20 protein-coding genes and 1 other RNA gene are annotated in these 25,390 nt (G+C 37.8%); 8 read left to right on the forward strand and 13 right to left on the reverse strand.

What is annotated here, in order from left to right:
- Positions 1-81: 81 nt before the first annotated feature.
- The 7 genes from purF to sohB all read right to left on the reverse strand — a co-directional run bounded on the left by purF (position 82) and on the right by sohB (position 9,020).
- Positions 82-1,596 carry an amidophosphoribosyltransferase gene (purF, locus tag DS885_RS04385; protein ID WP_113818190.1) on the reverse strand — a complete coding sequence of 505 codons (1,515 nt, stop codon included), beginning with the start codon at positions 1,594-1,596 and terminating at the stop codon, positions 82-84.
- Positions 1,597-1,687: 91 nt separating this feature from the next.
- The gene (locus DS885_RS04390) at positions 1,688-2,191 is read right to left on the reverse strand and encodes a CvpA family protein (protein WP_113818191.1); all 504 of its coding nucleotides are present in this window, start codon (positions 2,189-2,191) and stop codon (positions 1,688-1,690) included.
- Between the two features lie 72 nt (positions 2,192-2,263).
- On the reverse strand, positions 2,264-2,869 hold the full coding sequence (locus DS885_RS04395) for an SPOR domain-containing protein (protein ID WP_113818192.1): 606 nt from the start codon (positions 2,867-2,869) through the stop codon (positions 2,264-2,266).
- Between the two features lie 12 nt (positions 2,870-2,881).
- The gene (folC, locus tag DS885_RS04400; protein WP_113818193.1) at positions 2,882-4,168 is read right to left on the reverse strand and encodes a bifunctional tetrahydrofolate synthase/dihydrofolate synthase; all 1,287 of its coding nucleotides are present in this window, start codon (positions 4,166-4,168) and stop codon (positions 2,882-2,884) included.
- A gap of 13 nt (positions 4,169-4,181) precedes the next feature.
- Positions 4,182-4,967, reverse strand: coding sequence for a tRNA pseudouridine(38-40) synthase TruA (gene truA / locus DS885_RS04405; protein ID WP_113818194.1), 786 nt, complete (start codon positions 4,965-4,967; stop codon positions 4,182-4,184).
- Positions 4,968-5,123: 156 nt separating this feature from the next.
- The gene (gene topA, locus DS885_RS04410; RefSeq protein WP_113818195.1) at positions 5,124-7,784 is read right to left on the reverse strand and encodes a type I DNA topoisomerase; all 2,661 of its coding nucleotides are present in this window, start codon (positions 7,782-7,784) and stop codon (positions 5,124-5,126) included.
- A gap of 186 nt (positions 7,785-7,970) precedes the next feature.
- Positions 7,971-9,020 carry a protease SohB gene (sohB, locus tag DS885_RS04415; protein ID WP_113818196.1) on the reverse strand — a complete coding sequence of 350 codons (1,050 nt, stop codon included), beginning with the start codon at positions 9,018-9,020 and terminating at the stop codon, positions 7,971-7,973.
- A 124-nt stretch (positions 9,021-9,144) separates the two neighbouring features.
- Here sohB and DS885_RS04420 point away from each other — a divergent pair, with 124 nt between their 5' ends.
- Complete coding sequence (locus DS885_RS04420) at positions 9,145-9,879, forward strand: YciK family oxidoreductase (RefSeq protein WP_113818228.1); 735 nt, start codon at positions 9,145-9,147, stop codon at positions 9,877-9,879.
- Between the two features lie 54 nt (positions 9,880-9,933).
- Here the strand turns inward: DS885_RS04420 and DS885_RS04425 are convergent, their stop codons facing one another.
- The 5 genes from DS885_RS04425 to DS885_RS04445 all read right to left on the reverse strand — a co-directional run bounded on the left by DS885_RS04425 (position 9,934) and on the right by DS885_RS04445 (position 16,027).
- A complete protein-coding gene (locus DS885_RS04425) occupies positions 9,934-10,896 on the reverse strand; it encodes an LpxL/LpxP family acyltransferase (RefSeq protein ID WP_113818197.1) in 963 nt (320 codons plus the stop codon).
- 39 nt (positions 10,897-10,935) lie between these two features.
- Positions 10,936-11,031, reverse strand: an RNA gene (gene ffs / locus DS885_RS04430) — signal recognition particle sRNA small type.
- A gap of 634 nt (positions 11,032-11,665) precedes the next feature.
- Positions 11,666-13,015 (reverse strand): CDP-diacylglycerol--serine O-phosphatidyltransferase, encoded by a 1,350-nt coding sequence (gene pssA / locus DS885_RS04435; protein WP_113818198.1) that lies wholly within the window; start codon positions 13,013-13,015, stop codon positions 11,666-11,668.
- 195 nt (positions 13,016-13,210) lie between these two features.
- The gene (locus DS885_RS04440) at positions 13,211-14,401 is read right to left on the reverse strand and encodes an amino acid aminotransferase (protein WP_113818199.1); all 1,191 of its coding nucleotides are present in this window, start codon (positions 14,399-14,401) and stop codon (positions 13,211-13,213) included.
- An 84-nt stretch (positions 14,402-14,485) separates the two neighbouring features.
- The gene (locus tag DS885_RS04445) at positions 14,486-16,027 is read right to left on the reverse strand and encodes a fumarate hydratase (RefSeq protein ID WP_113818200.1); all 1,542 of its coding nucleotides are present in this window, start codon (positions 16,025-16,027) and stop codon (positions 14,486-14,488) included.
- Between the two features lie 105 nt (positions 16,028-16,132).
- Between DS885_RS04445 and pabB the strand changes: the two genes are divergently transcribed.
- Positions 16,133-17,554: an aminodeoxychorismate synthase component I gene (gene pabB, locus DS885_RS04450; protein WP_113818201.1), complete on the forward strand. Its 1,422-nt coding sequence runs from the start codon at positions 16,133-16,135 to the stop codon at positions 17,552-17,554.
- A gap of 75 nt (positions 17,555-17,629) precedes the next feature.
- Here pabB and cysB read toward each other — a convergent pair whose 3' ends face one another.
- Positions 17,630-18,598, reverse strand: a complete 969-nt coding sequence (cysB, locus tag DS885_RS04455) for an HTH-type transcriptional regulator CysB (protein ID WP_113818202.1) — start codon at positions 18,596-18,598, stop codon at positions 17,630-17,632.
- Between the two features lie 269 nt (positions 18,599-18,867).
- Here cysB and DS885_RS04460 point away from each other — a divergent pair, with 269 nt between their 5' ends.
- From DS885_RS04460 to sppA, 6 genes are all read left to right on the forward strand, one after another.
- Entirely contained in the window at positions 18,868-19,554 is a 687-nt protein-coding gene (locus DS885_RS04460) for a sensor histidine kinase (protein WP_113818203.1), read from the forward strand.
- Between the two features lie 63 nt (positions 19,555-19,617).
- On the forward strand, positions 19,618-20,397 hold the full coding sequence (locus DS885_RS04465; RefSeq protein ID WP_258546842.1) for a DNA repair ATPase: 780 nt from the start codon (positions 19,618-19,620) through the stop codon (positions 20,395-20,397).
- A 109-nt stretch (positions 20,398-20,506) separates the two neighbouring features.
- The gene (locus DS885_RS04470; RefSeq protein WP_113818204.1) at positions 20,507-20,896 is read left to right on the forward strand and encodes a hypothetical protein; all 390 of its coding nucleotides are present in this window, start codon (positions 20,507-20,509) and stop codon (positions 20,894-20,896) included.
- A gap of 75 nt (positions 20,897-20,971) precedes the next feature.
- On the forward strand, positions 20,972-22,669 hold the full coding sequence (locus DS885_RS04475) for an AAA family ATPase (protein WP_181817694.1): 1,698 nt from the start codon (positions 20,972-20,974) through the stop codon (positions 22,667-22,669).
- Positions 22,670-22,811: 142 nt separating this feature from the next.
- Positions 22,812-23,351: a bifunctional 3-hydroxydecanoyl-ACP dehydratase/trans-2-decenoyl-ACP isomerase gene (fabA, locus tag DS885_RS04480; protein ID WP_113818206.1), complete on the forward strand. Its 540-nt coding sequence runs from the start codon at positions 22,812-22,814 to the stop codon at positions 23,349-23,351.
- A 100-nt stretch (positions 23,352-23,451) separates the two neighbouring features.
- Positions 23,452-25,317 (forward strand): signal peptide peptidase SppA, encoded by a 1,866-nt coding sequence (gene sppA, locus DS885_RS04485; RefSeq protein WP_113818207.1) that lies wholly within the window; start codon positions 23,452-23,454, stop codon positions 25,315-25,317.
- Positions 25,318-25,390 lie beyond the last annotated feature (73 nt).

Raw genomic sequence — 25,390 nt, forward strand, 5'->3', positions numbered from 1 at the left:
TACTATGATTGGTATAATAAGGTACTAAGTATAAAAAAACACAGCCTAAGCTGTGCTTTTAAAGGAGCGATAAAAGAAAGATTAGGCTTCGTTATACATCTCTAAGTTCGCAATCTCTTCTTTTTGAGTTTGGATCTTTTTAGCATCTTCACTACGTAAGCTTGCTAGGTAATCAAAGTACTCTTTATTAATATTGGGTGTCACATATTGACCATCAAATACTGAACATTCAAATTCTTTAATGTTTGGGTTCTGTTTACCAACAGCATCTTTTAGATCTTGAATATCTTGGAAGATTAACTTGTCAGTACCAATACAATCACTGATTTGTTCCGCATTACGGTTATGAGCGATTAACTCTTCAGGTGTTGGCATATCAATACCGTACACATTTGGATGGCGTACTTCTGGTGCTGCAGATGCTAAGTAAACTTTTTTAGCACCAGCTTCACGAACCATTTCAATGATCTGCTCTGAGGTTGTACCACGTACAATAGAGTCATCCACTAACAATACGTTTTTACCTTTGAACTCTGCTGAAATAGGATTCAATTTACGACGTACCGATTTACGACGTTGTGTTTGACCCGGCATGATAAAGGTACGACCGATGTAACGGTTTTTCACAAACCCTTGACGGTACGGCAAACCAAGCTCGACTGAAATTTCTAAGGCAATATCATTAGAAGTTTCTGGAATTGGAATAACTGCATCAATTTCAACATCAGCCCATTCACGTTTAATTTTAGCACCTAATTTACGACCCATCTCTAAACGCGCTTCGTAAACTGAGATACCGTTTAATGTTGAATCTGGACGAGCAAAGTAAACATATTCAAAGATACATGGCGTTAATGACGTCTTTTCAGCGCACTGTTGAGTAAATAATTTACGGTTCTCAGTAATGTAAACGGCTTCACCTGGTTCAACATCGCGTAGGAAACGGAAACCAATTGTATCAAGGCCTACACTTTCAGAAGCAACAATATATTCAATATCACCTTCATCAGTTTGGCGAGACCCTAACACTAATGGACGAATACCATCAGGGTCACGAAATGCAATTAAGCCATGATCAATTATCAACGCAGTTACAGCATAAGCACCGCTGATCTGTTTATGAACTTCAGAAATGGCAGCAAAAATATCATCAGGAGAAAGGTGATCAGTTTTAGTTTTACCTAATTCAGCTGCAAATGTATTTAATAACAGTTCAGAGTCTGAAGTAGTGTTAATATGGCGACGAGACTTCACTAACGCAGCACGTAAATCTTTAGCGTTAGTTAAGTTACCGTTATGCGCTAGGGAAATACCCCAAGGTGAGTTTACGTAGAATGGTTGTGCTTCAGCTGCACTTGAGCTACCTGCTGTTGGGTAACGAACATGACCGATACCACTATTTCCTTTTAAACGTTGCATATGTTTTGTTTCAAACACATCTTTTACTAAGCCGTTAGCTTTGCGTTGTTTAAAGTTGCCGTTGTAAGTCGTTACAATACCAGCGGCATCTTGCCCGCGGTGTTGTAATACAGTCAATGCATCATAAATACTTTGATTGACAGGAGTTGAACCAACTATACCTACTATTCCACACATAAATTGAAGCCTTTCTATTTTTAAGAGAGTTCACAAAAAAGCACAAACGAATGTGCTTTTAATGGAGTGACTAATTTTTGCTAATCAACGATTAAATCTTTGTTGATTGTATATTTTTTAGAAAGCTAGATGAGCTTTCTAAATGTTCAAAGAACCAGGTTATCACTATGCCAAAATGAGGCGGCAATTGCGCCTCTTTCCACCATAAAGTTTCATCGAATGATGTCATGTAATCAATGATGAAGAGTAAAGCGCTCACGATTAAGATACCGCGAATTGCACCAAAAATAACGCCTAATAGTCTGTCTGTACCTGATAAACCAGTTACTGCAACTAAACGATTAATGATGTAATTGATTAAGCCACCTATTAATAAGGTAGCAATAAAGAGGATAGCAATGGCGGCACTATTACGAAGTTTAAGGTCTTCTATACCGGTTAAGAATTGCGCCATTTCGGGATAAAAATTACTGGCGATAAAGAATGCAGCGAACCAAGTGGCTAGCGAGACAGCTTCTTTGGTGAAGCCGCGAATTAAGCTAATTAAAGATGATAAACCAATAACACCAAGAATGGTGAAATCAAACCAATTCATACTTATCCCTAAATTGTTGTGGATCTATAACGCGCGCATTCTATCAGAGAATGTTTTAAAACGCTTTAAAAACTAAGGTGCAATTGGACTAAAAGGAACAACTTTTCCGTTTAAACTGGTTAAACTTTTTAATCTAGGCAACATATCGGTTAATTTTTGTTTCGATACGTTTGGCCCAACAAAAACACGCGTTAATTGACCATCCATCACTTCCCTTGGAATGGTGTGAGCCTGAAACCCCGCTTTATTTAATTTCTTCAATAAACTATTAATATTCGCTTTGTTTTGGAAAGCACCAAGCTGGATAGTCCAAGCCGGATCTTCAAATACAGTTTTCATAACCGGCTTTGCTACAACTGCTGGCGCAGTTTGCGGTTTATTTGCAGGCTCTTCAGCAACAACCGTGGGTGCAACTTCCTCAACCTTCCATTCTGATGCTGGTTGCTCATTTTCTGGTGTTTCGTTTTGTTGGTTTTCAATCACTAATTGTTCTTTGGTACTAGCAGATTCCTCAGTGAAAGATTGCGAGTGTTCTTTTAACTCAGGTTTAATGGGTGTTGCTGCAAACTCTTGTTGATAAGTTGTTTTTTTACCATCGATGATAGATGGCAGAAAAATAACAACTAAGGCAACTAAAATGGTAATACCAACTAAACGATTTTTAAACTGAGATGCCACGTTATACCCTTGCTATTTGGTTAAAATATCGGAAACGGTATGAAATGAACCGAATACTATGACTATATCAGATGCACTGACATTCTGAACTACCTTATCGACTGCACTAGACACATTTTCATAACAAGTCACATTATGCTGATTGTCTTCACTTCCCTGGTATGCCTCTAATAATGTTGCTGCAGAAGCACCACGGTAACAGTTTAAATCCGCAAAGTGATATTCATTTATCTGTGCATTAATTGCAGAAAGCGTCGAGGTCATATCTTTATCTGATAACATGCCAACAACTGCATGTACTTGACAAGATTCTGGTTTTTCATGCTTCAAGCGTTTTATTTGTGATGCTAAGTATTGCGCAGATTGTGGGTTGTGTGCAACATCAATGTAAAAATCGCAATCATAGCCTGATATCGCTTGTAAGCGCCCTGCTAACGCTGCATTTTCAACGGAAGCAATCAATTGTTCTTCTGCAATAGATAAATTTAAAGCTTCAATGACGGCTAATGCAGTAGAGGCATTTTGCATTGGCATTAAGGTTTGCTTTATAGGCGATAACGTTTTGTTTTGCCCTGTCCATGACCAATGTTGATCATCTAACATTGCAAATGAGAAGTCTCGAGAAGCAAGCTTTAATTGTGCAGAAATATTTGATGCATGATCGATAATAGACTGTGGTACATCTAATTCACCACAAATGGCAGGTTTGTTGGCTCTAAATACACCGGCTTTTTCAAACCCTATTTTTTCTCTATCACTGCCTAGCCAATCAATATGATCGATACCAATGGTGGTGACAACGCTAAGGTCAGACTCCACCATGTTGGTTGCATCTAAACGTCCACCAAGGCCGACTTCTAATAGAATATAATCACAATTTGCTTGTTGTAGAAGATATAAACAAGCCAAAGTCGCATACTCAAAATAACTCAGAGAGATAATTTCACGCGCTTTTTCGATGATAGCAAACGCATCGCAATGTGCTTGATCCGTTAACTCTTGTGAGTTAATACGTAAACGTTCGTTATAGCGATGGATATGCGGTGAACTATAGACACCTACTTTAAAACCAGCATCTAATAATATCTTTTCAAGGTAAGCACAGGTAGTACCTTTACCATTAGTGCCAGCAACCGTGATCACCTTAGCATCAAAATGGATCAGACTTAGTCGTTGACCTACTTCAGTGATGCGTTTCAACCCTAGCTCTATGGCATTAGGGTGTAGCTGCTCTAAATGAGCTAACCATTGTTCCAGTGTTGCTGCAGAAAAAAGTGTATTAGGTGTTGAATTTGTCATGGTATTCATCGCATTAAATATCTAAAAATAACGGGCCACAAGCCGGTCTAGGCAGTGCAAACTGCTCAGGGTAATCTACTTCTACTAAATATAATCCACCTGGTTTAGCTGTTGCTGCCGCTTTTGCTCGGTCTTTATAACCTAATAAGGTTTGTAACCAGTCAACGGGTTGTTTCTGTTGACCTATTTCAATCAAACTACCTGCAATGTTTCGTACCATATGGTGCAAGAAAGCATTTGCTTTAATATCAATCACGATGAAATCACTGTGTCGTGATACGTTTAAATATTCGATAGTGCGTACAGGACTATTAGCCTGACAATGTAATGCCCTAAATGAAGTAAAGTCTTGTTCGCCCACTAGATACTGACCAGCTTGATGCATGATTGCCGCATCTAAATCACAATGATAATGACTTAAGCCTTTACTTAAAATACCTGGACGGTAAACACCATTGTAAATGATGTAACGGTAACGTCTTGCTGTGGCACTAAATCTAGCATGGAAGCTATCATCCACTTCTTTCACCCAACGAACAGCAATATCATCGGGTAATTTAGCATTTACACCTAATGTCCAAGCCCCAATTTGACGCACAGAATCAGTATCAAAATGTACTACTTGTCCAGTCCCATGTACACCAGCGTCTGTACGACCCGCGCAGTTGACTGTAACCGGATGATTGGCGATCTTAGATAACGCTTTTTCTAGCTCTTCTTGAACAGAGTTAACTTCTTTTTGTCTTTGCCAACCATAATAGTTCGCACCATCATATTCAATACCTAAAGCTACGCGCATTTCATACCATCCTCTTCAAAAACGCTAGTATATACAAATGTTTAAAAATATAAACAAACAACCTTAACTTGCAGATTAAGAACTGTTTCGGTTGCCGAAAAAATCAACAGACACAAAAATGGCAGCGAAGGCTGCCATTATAGTTTGAAGGATGAGTTATTTTTTCGCTTTGGTTTTTTTAGCGGCTTTCTTTTTAGGAAGCTCTTCGACCCATTTATTATCAATAAACTTAGCCGTCCAACCCGTTGCTTTTTTGTCTATTTCCGTCATCACATATTGTTCTTTGTTCTTACGGCTATAACGTACAATCGCTAAGTTCCCATCTGGGTCTTGTTGCGGTGCATCAGCAAGGTAATAGAACTTCTCAGAGATTCTATCGCGGAATTGGGCTAACTCTGCCACTTTAGGGGCACGTGTTTCTCTTGAACGAGGGAATGTACTTGCAGCAAGGAAAATACCCGCAGCCCCATCACGTAAGATAAAGTAAGCGTCACTTTGTTCACACTCTAATTCAGGCAGATGAACAGGATCTTCTTTTGGTGGAGCAACTTCACCACTACGTAGGATTTTACGGGTGTTTTTACACTCGTCATTAGTACAATCCATGTATTTACCGAAGCGACCATCTTTAAGCTGCATATCCGAGCCACACTTGTCACATTCAACAACTGGACCATCATACCCTTTAATCTTAAACTCACCTGTTTCAACAATATGCCCATCACAGATTGGGTTATTACCACAAACGTGTAGCTTACGTGTTTCATCAATCAGGTAGCTGTCCATCGCAGTATCACATTTAGGACAACGATGCTTAGCCATTAATGCGGCAGTTTCTAAGTCTTCAGAGCTTAAAATATCTTCAACTTCTTCACCATCAACTAAGTTGATAGTCGTTTTACAACGCTCTTTTGGTGGTAATGCATAACCAGAACAACCCAAGAATACACCAGTACTAGCAGTACGGATGCCCATTGGGCGTCCACAAGTAGGACATGCAACATCATCAATAATCACTGGGTCATTAAGACGCATACCGCCTTCTTCTTCAGGTAAATCAGCTTTGTCCAGTTGCGTTGTTAAGTCTTTGTAGAATCTATCTAACTCGCTGTGCCAGTTTGCTTTACCTTCTGCAATGGCATCTAAATTTTCTTCCATGGCAGCAGTGAAGTCATAGCTCATTAAATCGCTAAAGTTTTCAGTTAGACGATCAGTGACAATTTCTCCCATTTTCACAGCGAAGAAACGACGTTTGTCTACTTTCACATAACCTCGGTCTTGAATGGTAGAGATTATGCTCGCATAGGTTGATGGACGACCAATGCCTTGTTTCTCTAACTCTTTTACTAATGCAGCTTCAGTAAAACGTGCAGGTGGTTTAGTAAAATGTTGCTGAGGATCTAACTCAACTAAACTTACCTCTTCACCTACTTTCAGATCTGGTAGATGAATTTCATCAGCTTTACTTTTTGTTACCGGTTGTGCTTTTGTCCAACCTGCAAAGCGTAAAGTACGGCCTTTAGCACGTAATTTATACTCACCTGCTGCAATCACCAGAGTTGATGAATCATATAGAGCCGGCAGCATTTGACAAGCTAAGAATTGGCGCCATATAAGCTCATACAAACGTTTTGCATCTTTATCTGTAACATCAATCAGCTCAGCACGTTGCAACACATCTGATGGACGTATCGCTTCATGGGCTTCCTGTGCACCTGCTTTACTACTGTATGAAACTGGTGCTTCTGGCAGGTAGTTTTCACCAAACTCTTTCGTGATAAAGTCTCGCGCTGAAGCAACTGCATCTTTGCTCAAGTTTGTTGAGTCAGTACGCATGTAAGTAATGTAACCCGCTTCGTACAAACGTTGCGCTAACATCATGGTCTTTTTAACACCAAACCCTAAACGTGTGCTCGCTGCCTGTTGCAGTGTAGAGGTAATAAACGGTGCACTTGGTTTACTTTTAGTCGGTTTATCTTCACGGGCATGTAATAAGAATGTTTCATCTTTTAATGCTTCTACAGCTACTAATGTTTCTTGTTCGTTAACTGGCGCAAAGGTTTTATCATTATGTTTAAACACTTCTAAACGTAATTCAGTTTTATCTTTTGCCACTGTATCTGCGTGTAAATCCCAGAACTCAACAGGGTTAAAGGCTTTAATTAAACGCTCTCGCTCAACCAGTAACTTTACCGCCACTGACTGTACACGACCTGCAGATAAACCTCGGGCAACCTTTTTCCATAACAAAGGTGAAACCATAAAACCAACAAGGCGATCTAAAAATCGACGAGTTTGTTGCGCATTAACACCATCAACATTTAATTCGGTTGGGTGTTGGAAAGCTTCTTGAATCGCAGACTCAGTAATTTCGTTAAATACAACACGTTGATATTTGTCATCATCACCACCTAAAATCTCTTTCAGGTGCCATGCGATCGCCTCACCCTCTCTATCCAAATCGGTTGCGAGATAGATAGTCGGTGCATCAACGGCTAACTTCTTTAATTCATCAACTACTTTTTCTTTACCTGGGAGGATTTCGTAGTTGGCAGCCCAATTGTTCTTTGGGTCAATACCCATTCTTGTCACTAACGCAGCTTGTGTGCGTTTGGCTGTCTCTTTCGCTTTTTGAGCAGGGGTTAAGCCAGCTAAAGATTTTTTCTTTTTTGCATCGATTGATTTCTTCGCACTACCACTTGTTGGTAGGTCACGAACATGTCCAACACTCGATTTAACAATAAAATCTTTACCTAAGTATTTATTAATTGTTTTTGCTTTGGCAGGTGATTCCACGATAACCAGAGATTTGCTCATATTGCTTTGATACCTAATATATAGTCTGTGTTAGAAAGAATATTGACTCGTCCGCTGAGTCTCTCTTTTTTATATAATCCAAAGTTTTAACTAATAGCAACCTATTTTTTATATTTTTAAATAATAGGTAACAAAAAAGCCGACTTGAATAATAGCCGGCTTTTTAACATATTTTTAATCAAAACGTTACTTAAACATTCTAGAAATATTAGTTTGCATGATAGTCATTAAACTTGTTTGTAAAGATGACGCTACACTTTTGCCGATTTTTTCAGCAAGCTTTTTACTTTTTTGGTAACGTACTTGTACTATATGTTTACCTTCAAGTTGTTCAAGCAGGTAATCATCACTTGTTTGTATCTTATCAACTAACTGTAAATCGTAAGCTTGTGAGCCATACCAATGTTCGCCCGTTGCTATCTTATCAATCTCTAATTGTGGACGATGCTCACTCACAAAATGTTTAAATAGTTGATGTGTTTCTTCTAATTCTTGTTTAAATTTTTCACGTCCTAAATCATCGTTTTCACCAAACATTGTTAAGGTACGCTTGTATTGTCCCGCAGTCAGTTGTTCAAATTCAACATCATGTTTTTTAAGTACTTTATTGAAGTTTGGGATCTGCGCGATCACGCCAATTGAACCAATGATAGAGAAAGGCGCTGCAATGACTTTATCAGCAACACAAGCCATCATATAACCGCCACTTGCTGCTACCTTATCGACAGAGATAGTCAGTGGGATATTCTTATCTTTTAAGCGTTGTAATTGTGATGCAGCTAAGCCGTAACCATGTACCATTCCGCCACCACTTTCTAAGCGAACAAACACTTCATCTTTTTCTGTTGCGACACTAATAATAGCAGTGATTTCTTCGCGTAAAGATGACACCTCTTTAGCATCAATACTGCCTTTGAAATCGAGGACATAAAGTTGTGGTTTCACTTCAGCTTTTTTCGCTTGTTTAGCTTCTGCTTTATCTTTTTTATTTTGTTCTTTTTGTGCTTTTTTATCTTCTTTTTGTTTCGCTTTAAGTTGCGCAGATGTTAATAATTGCTCTGAAATTGATTGCTTTGTATCGTTAATTTGTTCAGATAAATCAGTTAACTCTAGCTCACCTTTTTTAGCTTTTTGTTTACTAGTCAGTGCAATGATAGCAATTAAAATAGCAACAACAGTGATCACAAAGGTAATAGCTTTGGCTAAAAATAGCCCATACTGCATTAAATAATCCAAAATAAATCCTCGTAATAAAATAATCTGCCCATAATGACAAAAAATGTCGCAACCTACAAAAGAGTTTAAGCGTTTTTTAAAAAAAAACGATATGATCCTTTCATTTTACAAAAGAGAAGCACAAATGGACTACATTGCCCCTACTAACTTATTAGATAATAAAACAATTCTTATTACTGGTGCTGGAGACGGTATTGGTAAAGCGTTAGCCATAAAATGTGCTGACTTAGGTGCTAAAGTGATTTTATTAGGTAGAACGCTAAGCAAACTTGCAGCTGTCGCTGATCACATTACTCAGTTAAATAAACAAACAGCAATGATTATTGAACTAGACCTAAATGATGCCACTGAAGAGCGCTACATTACATTTGCTCAACAATTAACTGAACAACAAGTTACATTAGATGGCTTAGTGCATAATGCTAGTCAATTGGGGAAGTTAGGCCCATTTATCGACATTGATTATGATACTTGGATTGAGGTGATGCAAACCAACGTCAATGCCGGTTTTTTGATAACTAAGCACCTTCTACCACTACTTCAAGCAGGTACTAACGCAAGTACCATTTTCACTACATCAAGCGTTGGGCATAAAGGCCGCGCGTTTTGGGGAACTTATAGTGTCTCAAAATTTGCAACGGAAGGTATGATGCAACTCTTAGCAGATGAATATGCAGATACCACTATGCGTTTTAATGCGGTCAATCCAGGTGGAACGAGAACATCTATGCGTGCTAGTGCGTATCCAGATGAAGATGTGAACCGTTTAAAGACACCGGAAGAGATTTTAGAGACTTACCTTTATCTTTTAGGTGATGATAGCTTAGAAGTGACTGGGCAGCGTTTCAACGCACAATAATTTAAGTGTTCTTGATTGGTGAATATATAAAATTACTCACCAATCATACAAGGCTTAATAAATAGTCTGCCCTTCTTCAGGTCTTGTTTTTAGCAGTTTTAACGTCCACATGTATTGCGCTTTATTCTCCACGATCACACGTTCAATCGCTTGGTTCATTAAATCCGTATCATGCTGCTCACAACCGCTAGGAATATTGTTTAAGGGAGAGTGACAGATAACATCAATCTTACCCGTTTTAGCATTATATGAGGTGTAAGTTGGAATAACCACCGCTTTACCTAATTTAGCCAAGCGACCAATAACCGGCAAAGTCGCTTTTTCAGTCGCAAAGAAGGGTGAAAAAACACTACTTTCACGACCATGATCTTCATCGGGCAAATAGTAGAAATGTGCTTTATCACGTAGGCTTTTAATACAAGGTTTTAAGCCTTCACTGCGATGATACAAGGTCCCTTTTTCATGTTGGCGACTAAAACGTGTTCTGTAGTTTGTTACAAACCAATCAAAGATAGGGTTTTTATAATCCTTGAACATACTAGATAGAGGGTACCCTCTTGCTGAGATCGCAGCAACACCAGCAAAATCGATTCCATAACAATGTGGCGCTAAGAAAATTATTGCATTTCCCGCTTTTTCAGCTTCTTGCACATGGTGCTCACCAATAAAATTGATACGTTTATGAAGGAAATTCTGGCTACGGAATGCAATCTCACCTAAAGACAAAGCAATTTGAGCCATTGAGCGGAAATTTTTCTTCATCAATGCATCTTTATCCGAGTCAGAATACTCAGGAAAGCATAGCCCGATATTAGTAAAGGCAATCTTTTTACGTTTTTGCAAAAACTTAGCGGAATAGAGTTTATCTGCACACCATGCAGCAAATCGATCGCGAAAACGAATAGGTAGGTAGCTGCAAACAAATAGCAGGCCTAATAGGCACCAAGTTCCCCAATATTTGGGTAAAAAATGCTGTGCTTTAAGTGATGTATCGAATTGGGAGTTATATTGAGTCATATTTAGAAGCTTTTACGAAGAGTAGTGATTGGGTGGCAGACCTCCCAGCAAACTCTCGGCACTTGAATCACCTACTATGGCTGCTGCCTTCCGGCTCTGACCAGGTTAATAAGTTATCAATGCGAGAAACCAAGAGGCCTACCATTGTCACTGCATCAAGCCTTGACTTGATGCGAAGGATTATACGTAAGCCCCCACATAATTCAACAGATAATTAATGATTTTATATCTAAGCGCTTAAATAGTCGACACTTTTTACTTTTCTGCTTAAAAAGCAAACCATTTTCTATCACTGTGCTTTGTTGTTGTTTGAATTTAATAGCAATTGCATTAAGTAAGTGATCGAAATTTTGCGCAGGAAGAATTTCTTAATTCAAAAATGACTTAAATCAGGCGTAATTTAAACCTCTCGACGATTCACTTCGTTAATAGTCTGACGGAGAATTAACTAAAAAATGTTAATTATTAAATAGTTGCTCTATTTGCGAAAATTACAACGAGGCAATAAGTTATTTTAACCAGTAAGTAGATCAGTTACTTAGTCATTGATATAAAGCCTTTGTTAATAAAAGTGTTATCTGGGTATTTGTAATACGGAACATATTTAATTTAAAAAAATAGAAAGGAATAGAAATAAATAAAAGAAATTAATGCTGGAAATAGAAGGAAGAAGTAGGTAGTTAAATTTAAATCGTTTATGACAAAAAGTGTTAACTATCTTTTGGAAAAGTAGCTACTGAGAAAATAAGGCTCAGTAGCTTAGCTAGTATTAGATAATACCTTTAATAATTCTATCGGCTTTAACACGTTTTAATCTTGAGATTAATTGCTTCACTTTATCTGGGTAATTAACCATGTCATCAATATCCTGATAGCTTTCAATTAAACGTGTATGGGTAAGAATATTTTCCAATTCACTATTAAGTTGTTCAGTTAATTGCTTTTTAGGATCATCCACTAATAAGCCGTTTTCGAGATCCAAACGCCATGCTCTTGGATTCAGGTTATGTCCGGTTAATAATGAAAAACGTTGATCTGAATAGATACCCTTAAGGTGGAAACTATTAGTATCATGTTTCCATAGGTGCAGCTTCAAATTACCCTGTAAAATCGAAGTATGATGTTTTTTTGCAAAGTTTCGTAAATTAACTTCATATAAATAAGGCAAAGCAGCGATGGTTTTAAAAGGTTTATCTTCAGGAATATAAAAGTCATTAGCTGTTTTATCCCCTACTACGATAGTTATCTTCACTTTACGTTTTAGTAAAGTTGAGATATCTCGAGATAACGCCGTTGGTAAATTAAAGTAAGGGGTAAACAAGATCAGCTCTTGTTCTGTTGAATGGAAGATACCGCGTATCACTTTATTTAACAGGTTCTTTTTAGTACCAATACCCGTAAGCGGTCTGATAGCCAGGCCATCAGTTTTTTCAGGTAGAAAACGGTAACCCGATGATTTTAAGTTTCTACTTAAATTTTTATGCTCTTTTTTCAGTTCGTTAAAACGCGGTACATAGGGAGAGTTTAACTGTACAACCGCTTCACTATTAACGATCACTTGTTTTAAGTAATCCACCATAGTGTCGGCAAGGGCTTTATCTTTAATTAACCAATAACGATCAAAACGGTAACGCTCTTGTTGGTGTAGGTAAATATTATTAATACTGGCGCCACTGTAAAAAACCAAGTCGTCAAATATAAAGCCTTTTAGATGCTGAACGCCAAACAACTCTTTACGCTTAACCGGCAAACCAACAATCTTAACACCTTGCCCGTTTATCTCTGCCATTTTCTGATACCAAGTTGTATTGGTATCTCCACCCTTTGCAGCACCAATCAAACCACGCTGAGCACGGTGAAAATCGATACAAACGGTGATGTCTAATGCAGGATGGTTTTGCTTAGCTTTATACAAAGCATTTAATACTTGTTCGCCAGCTTCGTCTGCTTCTAAGTATAAAGCAGCAATATAGATACGTTGAGTTGCGTTATTGATTTGTGCAAATAATTCTGTTTTGAATGCATCTGTTGATAGCAAGCATTTCACATTATCTGCAGAAATTGGCAGTTTTTTCAATTTTTTTAAAAATGAAAAACTTTGATTAATTTTTTTACTCATAGCTCTCTATCATGTTTACCGATGCTGATTTACTTTACATGAAACTAGAATACTTAAAAATGTAAAGTCAGCTTTATGTTCGGTTTTATATTAATTAAATTAACGTTAACAGTGATGTAAAAGTTAATGTAATGAATATAATTAAACCTTAATGATCACTCATTAAGGTTTAAATATTAACGCATAAGTGATTGATTAGATAACTTTAGCTAGCGCATCACATAATGGTTGCATGTTGTTTTTAGTCATACCAGCTACTGAGATACGACCAGAGCCAACGATGTAAACAGCATGTTCTTCTTTAAGTGTATTTACTTGTTCAACGGTTAAACCAGAGAAAGAGAACATACCTAATTGACGGCTAATAAAGCTAAAGTCGCCCTGTACACCCTTCTCTTTTAATGTTGCAACAAATAGATCACGCATCTCTTGAATACGGTTACGCATATCGGCAACTTCTTGTACCCATTGAGCATATAAACCTTCATCATTTAAGATAGTTGTTACGATAGCCGCACCATGTGATGGTGGGTTAGAGTAGTTTGAACGGATACCTGCTTTGATTTGGCTAAATGCCGCATCTGCAATATCGCTATCTTCAGCAACAAGCGTAATACCTCCAACACGTTCGTTGTATAAACCGAAGTTTTTTGAGAATGAGTTAGCAATTAATAGTTCTTTGTTATGTTCAGCGAACACACGTAGACCTTGTGCATCTTCTTCTACGCCATTACCAAAACCTTGGTAAGCAAAGTCAAAGAATGGAATTGCACCTAGCTCAGCAACTAGCTTAGCTAAAATTTCCCATTGCTCTGCTGTAGGGTCGATACCCGTTGGGTTGTGACAACAGCCATGGAACAATACCATATCGCCAGCTTCTACAGATTGTAGAGAAGCAACCATCGCATCAAAATCAAGATCTTTTGTTTCTGCATTGTAGTAATCGTAAGTCACAACGTCTAGGCCAGATGTTTTAAACACGTTACCGTGGTTAGCCCAAGTTGGGTTACTTACCCAAATCTTTTTGATGCCTAGTTTTTTAACAGCAAAGTCAGCACCTGTACGTAATGCACCAGTACCACCAGGTACTTGTGCTGTACGAGCACGTTTTGATGTGATGATTTCAGCGTTTTTACCGAATAATAATGTTTGAACAGCTTCACCGTAAGCTGCAATACCTTCAATGGTCAGGTAGCTTTTGGTAGTTTCTTCAGCAAGTAAACGTTTTTCCGCTTCTTTAACTGTCGCTAAAATAGGTGTTTGACCCATTTCATTTTTGAAAATACCAACACCTAGGTTGATTTTATCTTCACGACTGTCTTTCTTGAATGCATCTGTTAAACCTAGGATAGGATCCGCAGGTGCCATACTCACTTGTTCAAACATACTTATTCCTTTGTTGATATTGAAAAATAGTTAATTCGATTGCTTTTATACCATCCTTAGTTGATCAAGCAATCAATTTAATAACTATTGTGACATTTTGCTGTCTATTTCAGCAATTTTAGCTTTCCAAATTGCAGGACCTTGCTCATGCACGTTATTTCCTTGGCTATCAACGGCAACTGTCACTGGCATATCTTCAACGTCAAATTCGTAGATAGCTTCCATTCCTAAGTCGGCAAAGGCAACAACGCGAGACTTTTTAATCGCTTTAGCAACAAGGTATGCAGCACCACCAACAGCCATTAAATATACTGACTTATGTTTAGCAATAGAGTTAACGGTTTGTTGGCCACGTTCAGATTTACCAATCATGCCTAATAAACCAGTTTCTTCTAACATAAAGTCAGTAAATTTATCCATGCGAGTTGCAGTTGTTGGGCCTGCAGGACCTACTACTTCATCACGAACAGCATCAACAGGACCCACGTAGTAGATAAAGCGTCCATTGAAATCAACCCCTTCAGGTAAACCTTTACCACTGGTGATTAATTCATTAATGCGTTTATGTGCCGCATCGCGACCGGTTAGAATTTTCCCCGTTAATAATAAAGTGTCGCCGCTTTTCCAATCACTCATGTCCGCTTTAGTCAGTTCGTTAACGTTAACACGTTTAACATTTTCACCCACTTCACGAGTAATTTCAGGCCATTGATCTAACGCTGGAGGTGTTAAGTATGCTTCTCCTGAACCATCTAAGGTAAAGTGAGCATGACGTGTAGCAGCACAGTTTGGAATCATTACTACAGGTTTTGAGGCAGCATGGGTTGGACAACTTTTTACTTTAATGTCTAATACGGTTGTTAAACCACCTAAACCTTGCGCGCCAATACCTAAATTATTAACACGTTTATAAATCTCTAAACGTAGTTTTTCATCTGTCTCTAATGAATCAGGATCAGCTTTTGCTTTTGCCTCTAACTCATAAATATCAACAGGCTCCATTAGCGCTTCTTTAGCCATGACAGCCGCTTTTTCAGCTGTACCGCCAACACCTATACCCAACATACCTGGTGGACACCAGCCTGCACCCATTGTTGGTACCGTTTTTTCAATCCAATCTTCAATAGAATCTGATGGGTTAAGCATGGCCATTTTGGATTTGTTTTCTGAACCACCACCTTTAGCCGCTACCATTACTTCTACTTTATCACCTTTAACCATCTCTACATGTACGACAGATGGAGTGTTGTCCTTGGTATTTTTACGTGCGCCAGCTGGGTCAGCGACAATAGAGGCACGTAATGGATTAGTTTGCTCGTTATATGCTTGGCGCACACCTTCATCAACAAGCTCTTGCACGGTTAGTTCAGTATCGAAACTAACTTTCATACCAATTTTAACAAATACTGTCACAATACCAGTATCTTGGCATATTGGACGTTTACCTTCCGCAGACATACGAGAATTAATAAGAATTTGTGCGATGGCATCTTTTGCAGCAGGATTCTGCTCCGCTTGGTAAGCCTTATCCATTGCTTGGATAAAATCGAGGGGATGGTAATAAGAAATGAATTGTAACGAATTTTTTACACTATTAATGAAATCAAGCTCTTTAATGACTGTCATCAGTCGCTCCCAGTAATTAGTAAACAGTTTGTGAAAACAATGGTAATATTATTGTTCTCTACCGCCTAATTTTTTGTTAAAAAAATGTTGCCTAAATACGAAAAAATGACTTATATATCAGATAATACCGTAATCAAACCGCTATCTTTCCCTGAAAAGATAATCACTATCATTAAGAGCAAGCTATCCATACTTCCATGGACCGTTTTTTTAGAATCAAGTAGTGTTGACCATGAAGATAGTCAGTGGTCAATTTTCACCAGTGAGCCAATTGCGACATTAACAGAATCGCAACATGGCGTTTTTTTTCATGATGCGATTACTGCGCAAAGTCAAACACTTGCAACTGATCCACTTGCTGCGCAAAATACTGTAAGGGAGCAACTCTTTCATCCTGAGCAGAACAGCAGCTTCCCTTTCACTGGCGGCGCTATCGCTGCTTACGGTTATGAAATGGGTGAACTGTTTGAATCTTTGCATAAACAAGCTGAGAATCAAGGAATGGACTTAGGCGCTTACCACTGTGGTTTTTATGACTGGGCTATCCTACATAACGTACGAGACAACCAGTTATACTTAATGCAGCACCGCACTAAAGGCCAACAACAAGATACCCAATCATTATGGCAAGCTCGCTGGCAATGGTTAAATGAGTTAGTAACACAAGCACCACCTGAAATAACTGACTTCAAACTAATCCAGGAATGGCAAGCTGACACCACTGAAGATGAGTATCAACAGGCCTTTAATCAAGTACAAGAGTACATACTCAGTGGTGATTGTTACCAAGTTAATTTAGCGCAACGTTTTCAAGCCCCCTATATAGGCAATGAATATCAGGCTTATCAAGCATTGTTAATGGAAAACAAAGCCCCCTTTGCCGCTTTTTTTGTATTGCCTGAACAAACCATTATCTCTGTATCACCAGAGCGTTTTTTGCAGTTAAAAGATAATTTGATTCAGACTAAGCCGATTAAAGGCACCATGCCAAGAAGCAACAATCCCACTCAAGATCAAGTAAATAAACAACAATTAAAAGACTCTGAAAAAGATCAGGCAGAAAACCTAATGATTGTAGACCTATTACGCAATGACATTGGTCGAGTTAGTGCTGCTGGCAGTGTAGCTGTACCTAAATTGTTTGATATTGAAAGCTTCCCTGCTGTTCATCACCTCGTGAGTACAGTCACTGGTGAATTAGCAAAACGATATAGTACTGAAGATCTATTAAGAGCTTGTTTTCCTGGCGGTTCCATCACTGGTGCGCCAAAAATTCGTGCCATGGAAGTGATCTGTGAACTAGAGAAGTTTAAACGTCATATATATTGTGGCAGCATCGCTTACGTTAATGGTAATGGCGATATGGACAGTAGTATTACTATTCGTACTTTAGTGTGCCATCAGCAAAAAATATATTGCTGGGCTGGCGGAGGTATCGTTGCAGATTCAAATGCACAAAGTGAATATAAAGAGTGCTTTGATAAGGTCAGTAAAATCTTGCCATTGTTAGCTGAACTGAATCAGTAATACTTGATAAACGAACATAAAAAACCCAAGGTCAATGCCTTGGGTTTTTAGGTTTAGGGATAAAACCAAATAAATTTATCGAGTCGGTAACTCAATATCCTCAAATAGTTTGTTCACTTCCGCTGAGTATTTAAGCTGTATCGCTTTTTCAACTAATGGACGAGTTAAATGCGGTGCAAAACGCACCATAAAGTCATACATGTAATCACGTAAAAACGACCCTTTTCTAAAGCCAATACTGGTTAAACTCGACTTAAAGATATGGCTGGCGTCTAATACACAGAAGTCATCATCTTCATTGATAGCCATGGTTGCAATCACACCCACACCTAATCCTAGACGCACATAGGTTTTAATCACATCTGCATCGGTTGCGGTAAAGACGACATTAGGTTTATAACCGGCAGCGTTAAAGGCTTCATCTAATTCTGAACGACCAGTAAAACCAAATATGTATGTGACAATAGGATGTTCAGCAATATCATCGATAGTAAGTTTATCAATTTTAGCTAAGGGATGATCCTTCGGCACAATCACAGAACGATTCCAATGATAACAAGGTAGCATGATCAGATCTTGGTATAGATGTAATGCTTCAGTCGCTATTGCAAAGTCAGTTTTACCTTTCACCACAGACTCGCTGATTTGTGTAGGTGTACCTTGATGCATATGCAATGACACTTTAGGATAACGTTTAATAAAACCGTTGATCACTTCTGGTAAGGCATAACGTGCTTGAGTATGGGTTGTAGCAATATTTAACTTACCTTGATCTGGCATAGTATATTGATTTGCAACAGCTTTAATACTTTCAACTTTACCTAATATTTCCGTCGAATAGCGGATGATCTCCTGCCCTGCAGGGGTCACTTTCGTTAAGTGCTTACCACTACGCTCGAAAATTTGAATGCCTAGCTCATCTTCTAACATTCTGACCTGCTTGCTAATACCTGGTTGAGAGGTAAATAGGTTCTCAGCGGTGGCAGATACATTCAGGTTATGATTGAGTACTTCGACAATGTAACGCAATTGTTGCAATTTCATAATGTTATCAGCTTATGTTTAGGTTAATGCTTATTCCATTTTATTCTATCAGACTTCTAAAATTAACAAAGTCATACTTTTCTTAGCCACTACTATACCTGTATAAATACCCTTAAAGGGTAGAATTCAACGACAAAATGATACAAAACAATAAAGTGGTAACTATTTTGCAAACTTTGGGCTGTTTAATATTAAGCGTTAAAGGCTAACACCTTGGCTTTTTTATCGATAGAATGATATAGCACTGCTTTTATGCTGATGGAGATATAATGAAAAACAATGAGCAATTAGATTTTAGTACTATGTTAGCCACCAGTATCCATGATATGAAAAACTCATTAGCGATGGTATTACAATCCATTGAAGACTTAGATCTAGCTGATAACCTCACTACCACTCAACATAAATCAGTATCTAACTTACATTATCAAACATCACGTATTAACAGTACGTTAATGCAACTGTTAGCCTTATACCGAGAAGAAAAAAAACAACTGCCCGTAGTGATTGAAGAAAACGCAGTGGATGAACTAGTCACTGATGTTTTAGAGCGTAACCGGTTATATTTAAACAGCCACCATATCAAGTTAAGTGTTAAAGTTGAAAATAACCTGCGTGGCTATTATGATGTTGACTTAATCAGTTATCTATTAAGTGATATTTTAATTAACGCACTGCGCCATGCGAAAAGTGAAGTGATCATACGTGCCTATTACCAAGATCAATTTTTACTCTTTGAAGTTGAGGATGATGGTGAAGGTTACCCTCATTATATGTTAAACGTTAATGAGGATGAGTTTGCTACTTTTAATGCCAACAAAGGACGCAGTGGCTTAGGGTTACTGTTTGCTAAAAAAATTGCACAAGCACACAAATTAAAGGCAATAACAGGCAGTATCAGTTTAAAAAACAAACCTGATAACACAGGCAGTTTATTTACATTACGATTACCATAATCTTTTAATGGCATGGTGAGTTTAAAGCCCTGCTTTACTTTTAATTTAAAAAGAGCATAAACCTTGTATCCATTAATAATATCTTTAGTTGGTTTGTTACTGATTGTAATGATCGGTTACAACATTATTCAACAGTACAAACAAAAAGCGGAAACAGAGCGACGTATTTCTGTCTCGAAACAACATGCCACTATTACAGAGGTGGATGAGCTGTTGTTGTTTTCAACAAAAATCCCTTTTAGTAAGGCGTTATTACTTATCCTAAAAAATAGAATACGTAATGCACTTTATATCATGATCAATATTTCTCCGACCACAGCGAGTTATCGCGAGCACTTCGCTGACACCGAAGCACAAATAAAACAAATCAAAGAAAATTATGTCGCGCCTTCACCAAGCAGTTTACAAGTTCCACCTAACGATAAAGATGCGATGGCTCTTGTACAAGCGACTAAAAAAATACGTGCAGTCCTTCGTTCTGAGCATGCTAAACAGAAAATCAATACAGATCTGTTTGTTTCAGAAAACCAACAGTTAGAAATGATGCAACTTAAAATTAATATTGAAATCAGTATCAAGCGTATTAACGATGCAAAAGGACAAAAGCAATATAATACCGCGAAGCAGATGACTGATAAGATTTTAAAAATATTAAATAATCTTCCAAACAAAGACAGTGATTTAGAACATAAACAACAAATGTTAGAAAGTGTTAAAAATGAATTAAGCGCTCATTTAACCAGTGCGCAAAAAATTGCGTCAGAGAACCAAGCGCAAGAGCAGAAAGATGATGCAAAAAGAAAAGACTTAGACAGACTCTTTGCAGATAAACAAAAATGGTAAAAAATAACCCTCACGTCCTGCTTTAAAATTGTTATTATTGATACAAATCAATAACTTTAATATCCCCCTCATTATTATAAAATATCACCATAATAATGAGGCATCTGTTATGCAAACAATATCCCAAGAACAACAGCAACAATTAAAAACGCATTTACTTGCAGAATTCTCGCAGGTGAAAGAAAAGGTAAAAACCCGTCTTGCCGTCTCTTCAAAACCTTATCTGAATGACCTAGTCGACAAGGTCGATGCAATGAATGCTGATCTATTGATCGATAGTTTAATTCATAGTGAGAGCCATTCTTTGAATGTCTACAAAATGCAGATCAAGAGTATTGATGCTGCTTTACAGGGTATGGAACTAGGCTTATACGGCTTATGCTCCGACTGCGAGACTGAATTAACTGCAGAAGCGTTATTTGAGTGCCCTACTCAACAACGTTGTCCGGAATGTGAATTAAAGTATCAACAACAAAAAGTTAAGGGGTATAAATTATAAAATCTAATTTATTATTAACTTTATAGGAAGGTATATGCTAAATTGCCTTCCTTTTACTTAACTAGAGCAGAGATTTTGACCAATAATATTTCCCCTGTAACTTTAGACAACGCCTCTAGCACGACACAACTTGAACTTGAAAAGACAACACCTTTATCAATATCACAATGCACGCCTGCATTTACTGGATATATTGAGCAATATGTTGCACCAAGTGAACTTGCATTCTCACCATTATTTACAAATGCGACTGCAATTATTGAAAAATATCTAAAGCTACCTGTACCTTTATTATTGGTAAACAGTCGTTATTGGTTAAATGCTCAGCAGGTATTAAAAGAAGTCATTCCCAATGACCTGCCTGTAGATTATTTGCTAAGTTATAATCAAGAAAGCCTATTTGGCCGTGCTTCACTAAATGCAGATGATACCCTGCACTTATCACAAGGGTTATTGAATACCTTTAATAATGGCGCTTTAGTATTAAATATTAGCCCTTTATTAGTTGAGTCAAATTTGTGGTTTAAATTAAAGTCAGTATTACAACGAGGCTATCTATTAGCCAGTGATGCTGTTAACGCAGATAAATCCAAACAGGCGTTGCCAGATTTACAATCTCAACCGATCAATATTAAATTAATACTAGTAGCGAGCCGTGCTCAATTAGAAGAATTAATTCAAATTGACCCTGAGTATACGCAAATCTCATCATTGTTTTGTGAATTAGCCAGCCAGGTACCGGTTAACCAAACCTCTATTAATACGGTTATCCATTATTGTCAGCACCTAGCTGCACAATTGGGTTTAACACCCTTAAATGATAAAGCATTACAGATTATATTGAATGCGTTATCCATAGAGTGCCAGCATCAGCAACAGCTATTATTTGACCTAGAGTTTATCGAGCAAACCATTCGTTATGCTAATCTATTTACAGAGAATAAGCGTGTTACTGAAGATGACTTAAGTGCTTATTTTGACGAGATCAATGAAGCGCAATCACTGGCTCGAAAATACAGTGAACAGTCTGTGATTGAAGGCCAAGTAAACCTACAACTAACAGGCGAAAAGATAGGACAAATAAATGGCTTGTCCGTCGTAGAACTACTCGGTTACCCTTGTGAGTTTGGTGAAGTATTTAGAATCTCCGCAAGTGATATGATCGGTGATGGTGAAATTATCGATGTGGAAAGAAAAGTAGAATTAGCGGGCAACATTCATGCTAAGAGTACGCATATTGTCCAAGGGTACCTTAACCATTTTTTCAGCCATATCAGTGCCTTCCCCTACTCATGTAACTTGGTCTTTGAGCAATCTTACCAAGAAAGTGATGGTGACAGTGCCTCATTAGCCATTTTGCTGGCGGTCAGTTCTTGTTATGCCAAATGCGCAGTCAAACAAGACGTGTTTGTCACAGGCTCCTTGGACCAACATGGTAATGTGTTACCAATAGGTGGGATCAATCAAAAAATTGAGTCTGTGTCCCGTTTATTTGAATTAGGGTTATTAACTGACCCTGTCACTATCGTGATGCCAAAAGCAAATATGCTTAACCTGACCTTGAATAAATACTCTTTAGCCTTAATAGAAGAAGGTAAGCTATTAATTCACGCAATTAACCACTGTCATCAAGCATTTCCAATATTATTAAATAAAAGCTTTGAACAGATCATAAAAACAATTAATTGCAGAATTGAGTTAGCAAACAAGGAAGAGATGGAAGAATCGTCAATAGGCTTGTTTTCTAGACTAAAACACTCTATCTTTCATTAGGATTTACAAATCTAAACGATAGGTTTTTATTATTCTTGATTGTTTATAGCCGCTCATATAAAGTATGGCGCTCATTATTTCGTGGTGTTAATTATTTGCATTTTAATACCTCACCTTATCAATTATCTTAAGAAAAGTGATTATGACTAAAACCGTATCCCAAAAAGAGTTGGGAAAAAACTCTTACAATAAAGAAGAATTAATTAAATGTGGTCAAGGTGAGCTATTTGGTGAAGGCAACTGTCAATTACCAGTAGACAACATGTTAATGTTAGATCGCATCATCTCTATCACTGAAGATGGCGGCGAACATGGTAAAGGCGAATTAATCGCTGAATTAGATATCGATAAAGCATTATGGTTCTTCGAATGTCACTTCCCAAATGACCCTGTAATGCCTGGTTGCCTAGGTTTAGATGCAATGTGGCAACTAGTTGGTTTCTTCCTTGGTTGGAGCGGTGGTCCAGGTAAAGGTCGCGCACTAGGTGTGGGTAATGTTAAATTTACTGGCCAAGTATTACCAACCGCTAAAAAAGTAACTTACCGCATAACAATGAAACGTTTAATTATGCGCAAATTAGTAATGGGTATTGCTGATGGTGTAGTAGAAGTTGACGGTAAAGTTATCTACACAGCTGAAGATCTTAAAGTTGGCCTATTTGTTGATACCTCAAGCTTTTAAACTAAAAGATTGATTATTACTTAGAAAGCACTGATTATATTAGTAATCAGTGCTTTTTTTTGTTTAAATTTTGTAACGCCTTCTTTGACAAGGATATCCCATGGCTTTCTTATTCCGACTTATCAAATCCATACTCGTTAACAGCTTCAAGTTTATTAATGCCATCCGATTAATCTTGCTGAATGTCATTTTTATTATGATATTGCTGTTTCTCTTCGCGTCCTATGATGGTGATGAAATTGAAATTGAAGTAGCGGAAAACTCTTACCTACGTCTTGACTTAAATGGCTTTATTGTTGAGAAAAAGCAACCAATGAACTTCTCTCAAGAAGTGTCTAAACAACTTTCAGGCTTTGCTAATGAAGCGCCAGAGGAGTTTGAAGTACAAGAGATTATTAAAACAATTCAGTATGCTAAAAACGATCAAAATATTACTGGTTTAGTACTTGAGTTATCAGGCTTACAAGCAGCAAGTATTAACCAATTAACAGATATTGGCAGTGCCATTACTCAGTTTAAAAGTGCAGGTAAACCAGTTTATGCTTATGCTGATAACTATTCACAAACACAATATTATTTAGCCGCTTATGCTGATCAAGTTACCCTTCCCCCTAATGGCTTTGTTTTATTACAAGGTTATGCAGTCAATCGTCTCTATTTTAAAGACCTACTGGATAAACTACTGATCACGCCACATGTGTTTAAAGTAGGTACCTATAAATCCTTTGTAGAGCCGTACACTGAAGATCATATGTCTGAATACAGTAAAACTGCTAATCAACATTGGTTAAACCAATTGTGGCAGAACTATATTGACCATGTATTACTAGCGCGTAAAAATAATCCACAAATTAGCGAGCGCTCAATCAACCCAACACTTGCGGAAGTTAAACAAGGGTTAAAAGCAGTGAACGGTGATACGAGTGAATATGCGTTATCTGTAGGCTTAGTGGATAATTTGTTATTCCATGATCAATTTCTTAAAAATATGGCTAATGACGCGCAACAAACACAGAATAGTAAACCAAGCATGATTAGTTATCGCGCTTATCAAAGTACCTTGCCAGACCTTTATAGATACACAGGTGAAGAATCTCAAATTGCGGTTATTCATGGCTCAGGTGAGATCATCTCGGGTCTTAATACAGGCTCAACCATTGCCGATAAGAGTTTTAATGCTTTATTAAAACGAGCTAAGAATAACCCACATATTAAAGCCATTGTACTACGCCTTGATACGCCTGGAGGCAGTGCTTTTGCGTCCGAAAATATCAGACAACAAGTACTGGCATTAAAAAATGCTGGTAAAAAAGTAGTGGTATCTATGGGAGCGGTGACTGCCTCTGGTGGATACTGGATAGCTTCTGCTGCCGATAAGATAATTGCCTCGCCTACTACCCTTACGGGTTCAATCGGCATCTTTGGCATGTTTGCAACACTTGATAAAACGCTAAATGAAATGGGTATTCAACAGGATGGTGTTGCCACTAACCCACTTGCTAATATAGGTATTACACAGGCATTAGATCCACAGCTAGCTGAAATATTTCAACTAGGTATAGAGAATGGTTACGCTAATTTCTTAAAAGTGGTTTCTGAAGGTCGAGGTATGTCCTTAGCAGATGTTGATAAAGTCGCGCAAGGTCGTGTTTGGACTGGTGTTGATGGTGTACAAAACGGCCTAGTTGATCAATTAGGTGGCCTGCAATACGCCGTACAACAGGCTGCACAATTAGCAGACCTAGATGACTTTGATGTTATCTCTATTGAGCCAAGATTATCTTCTAAAGAAGTATTCTTTAATCAATTATTTGCTAAGTCTATTAAATATCTACCAAGTGGTGTCATCACCCAACCTACCTTGGTTAAATTATTTACTGACATTGAACAGCAAGCAAACTTTATCTCACGAATTAATGACCCTCAAAGTCGTTTTGTGTACTGCACACAATGTTATATTAAGTAATTAGAACCTTACACTCTAGTGTATTAACAGTATGCCATTTAGCATTTTGATTATGATCTTTCTGCTAAATGGT

This window comes from Psychromonas sp. B3M02 (genome assembly GCF_003318165.1).
In the GTDB taxonomy this organism is placed as follows: Bacteria; Pseudomonadota; Gammaproteobacteria; order Enterobacterales; family Psychromonadaceae; genus Psychromonas.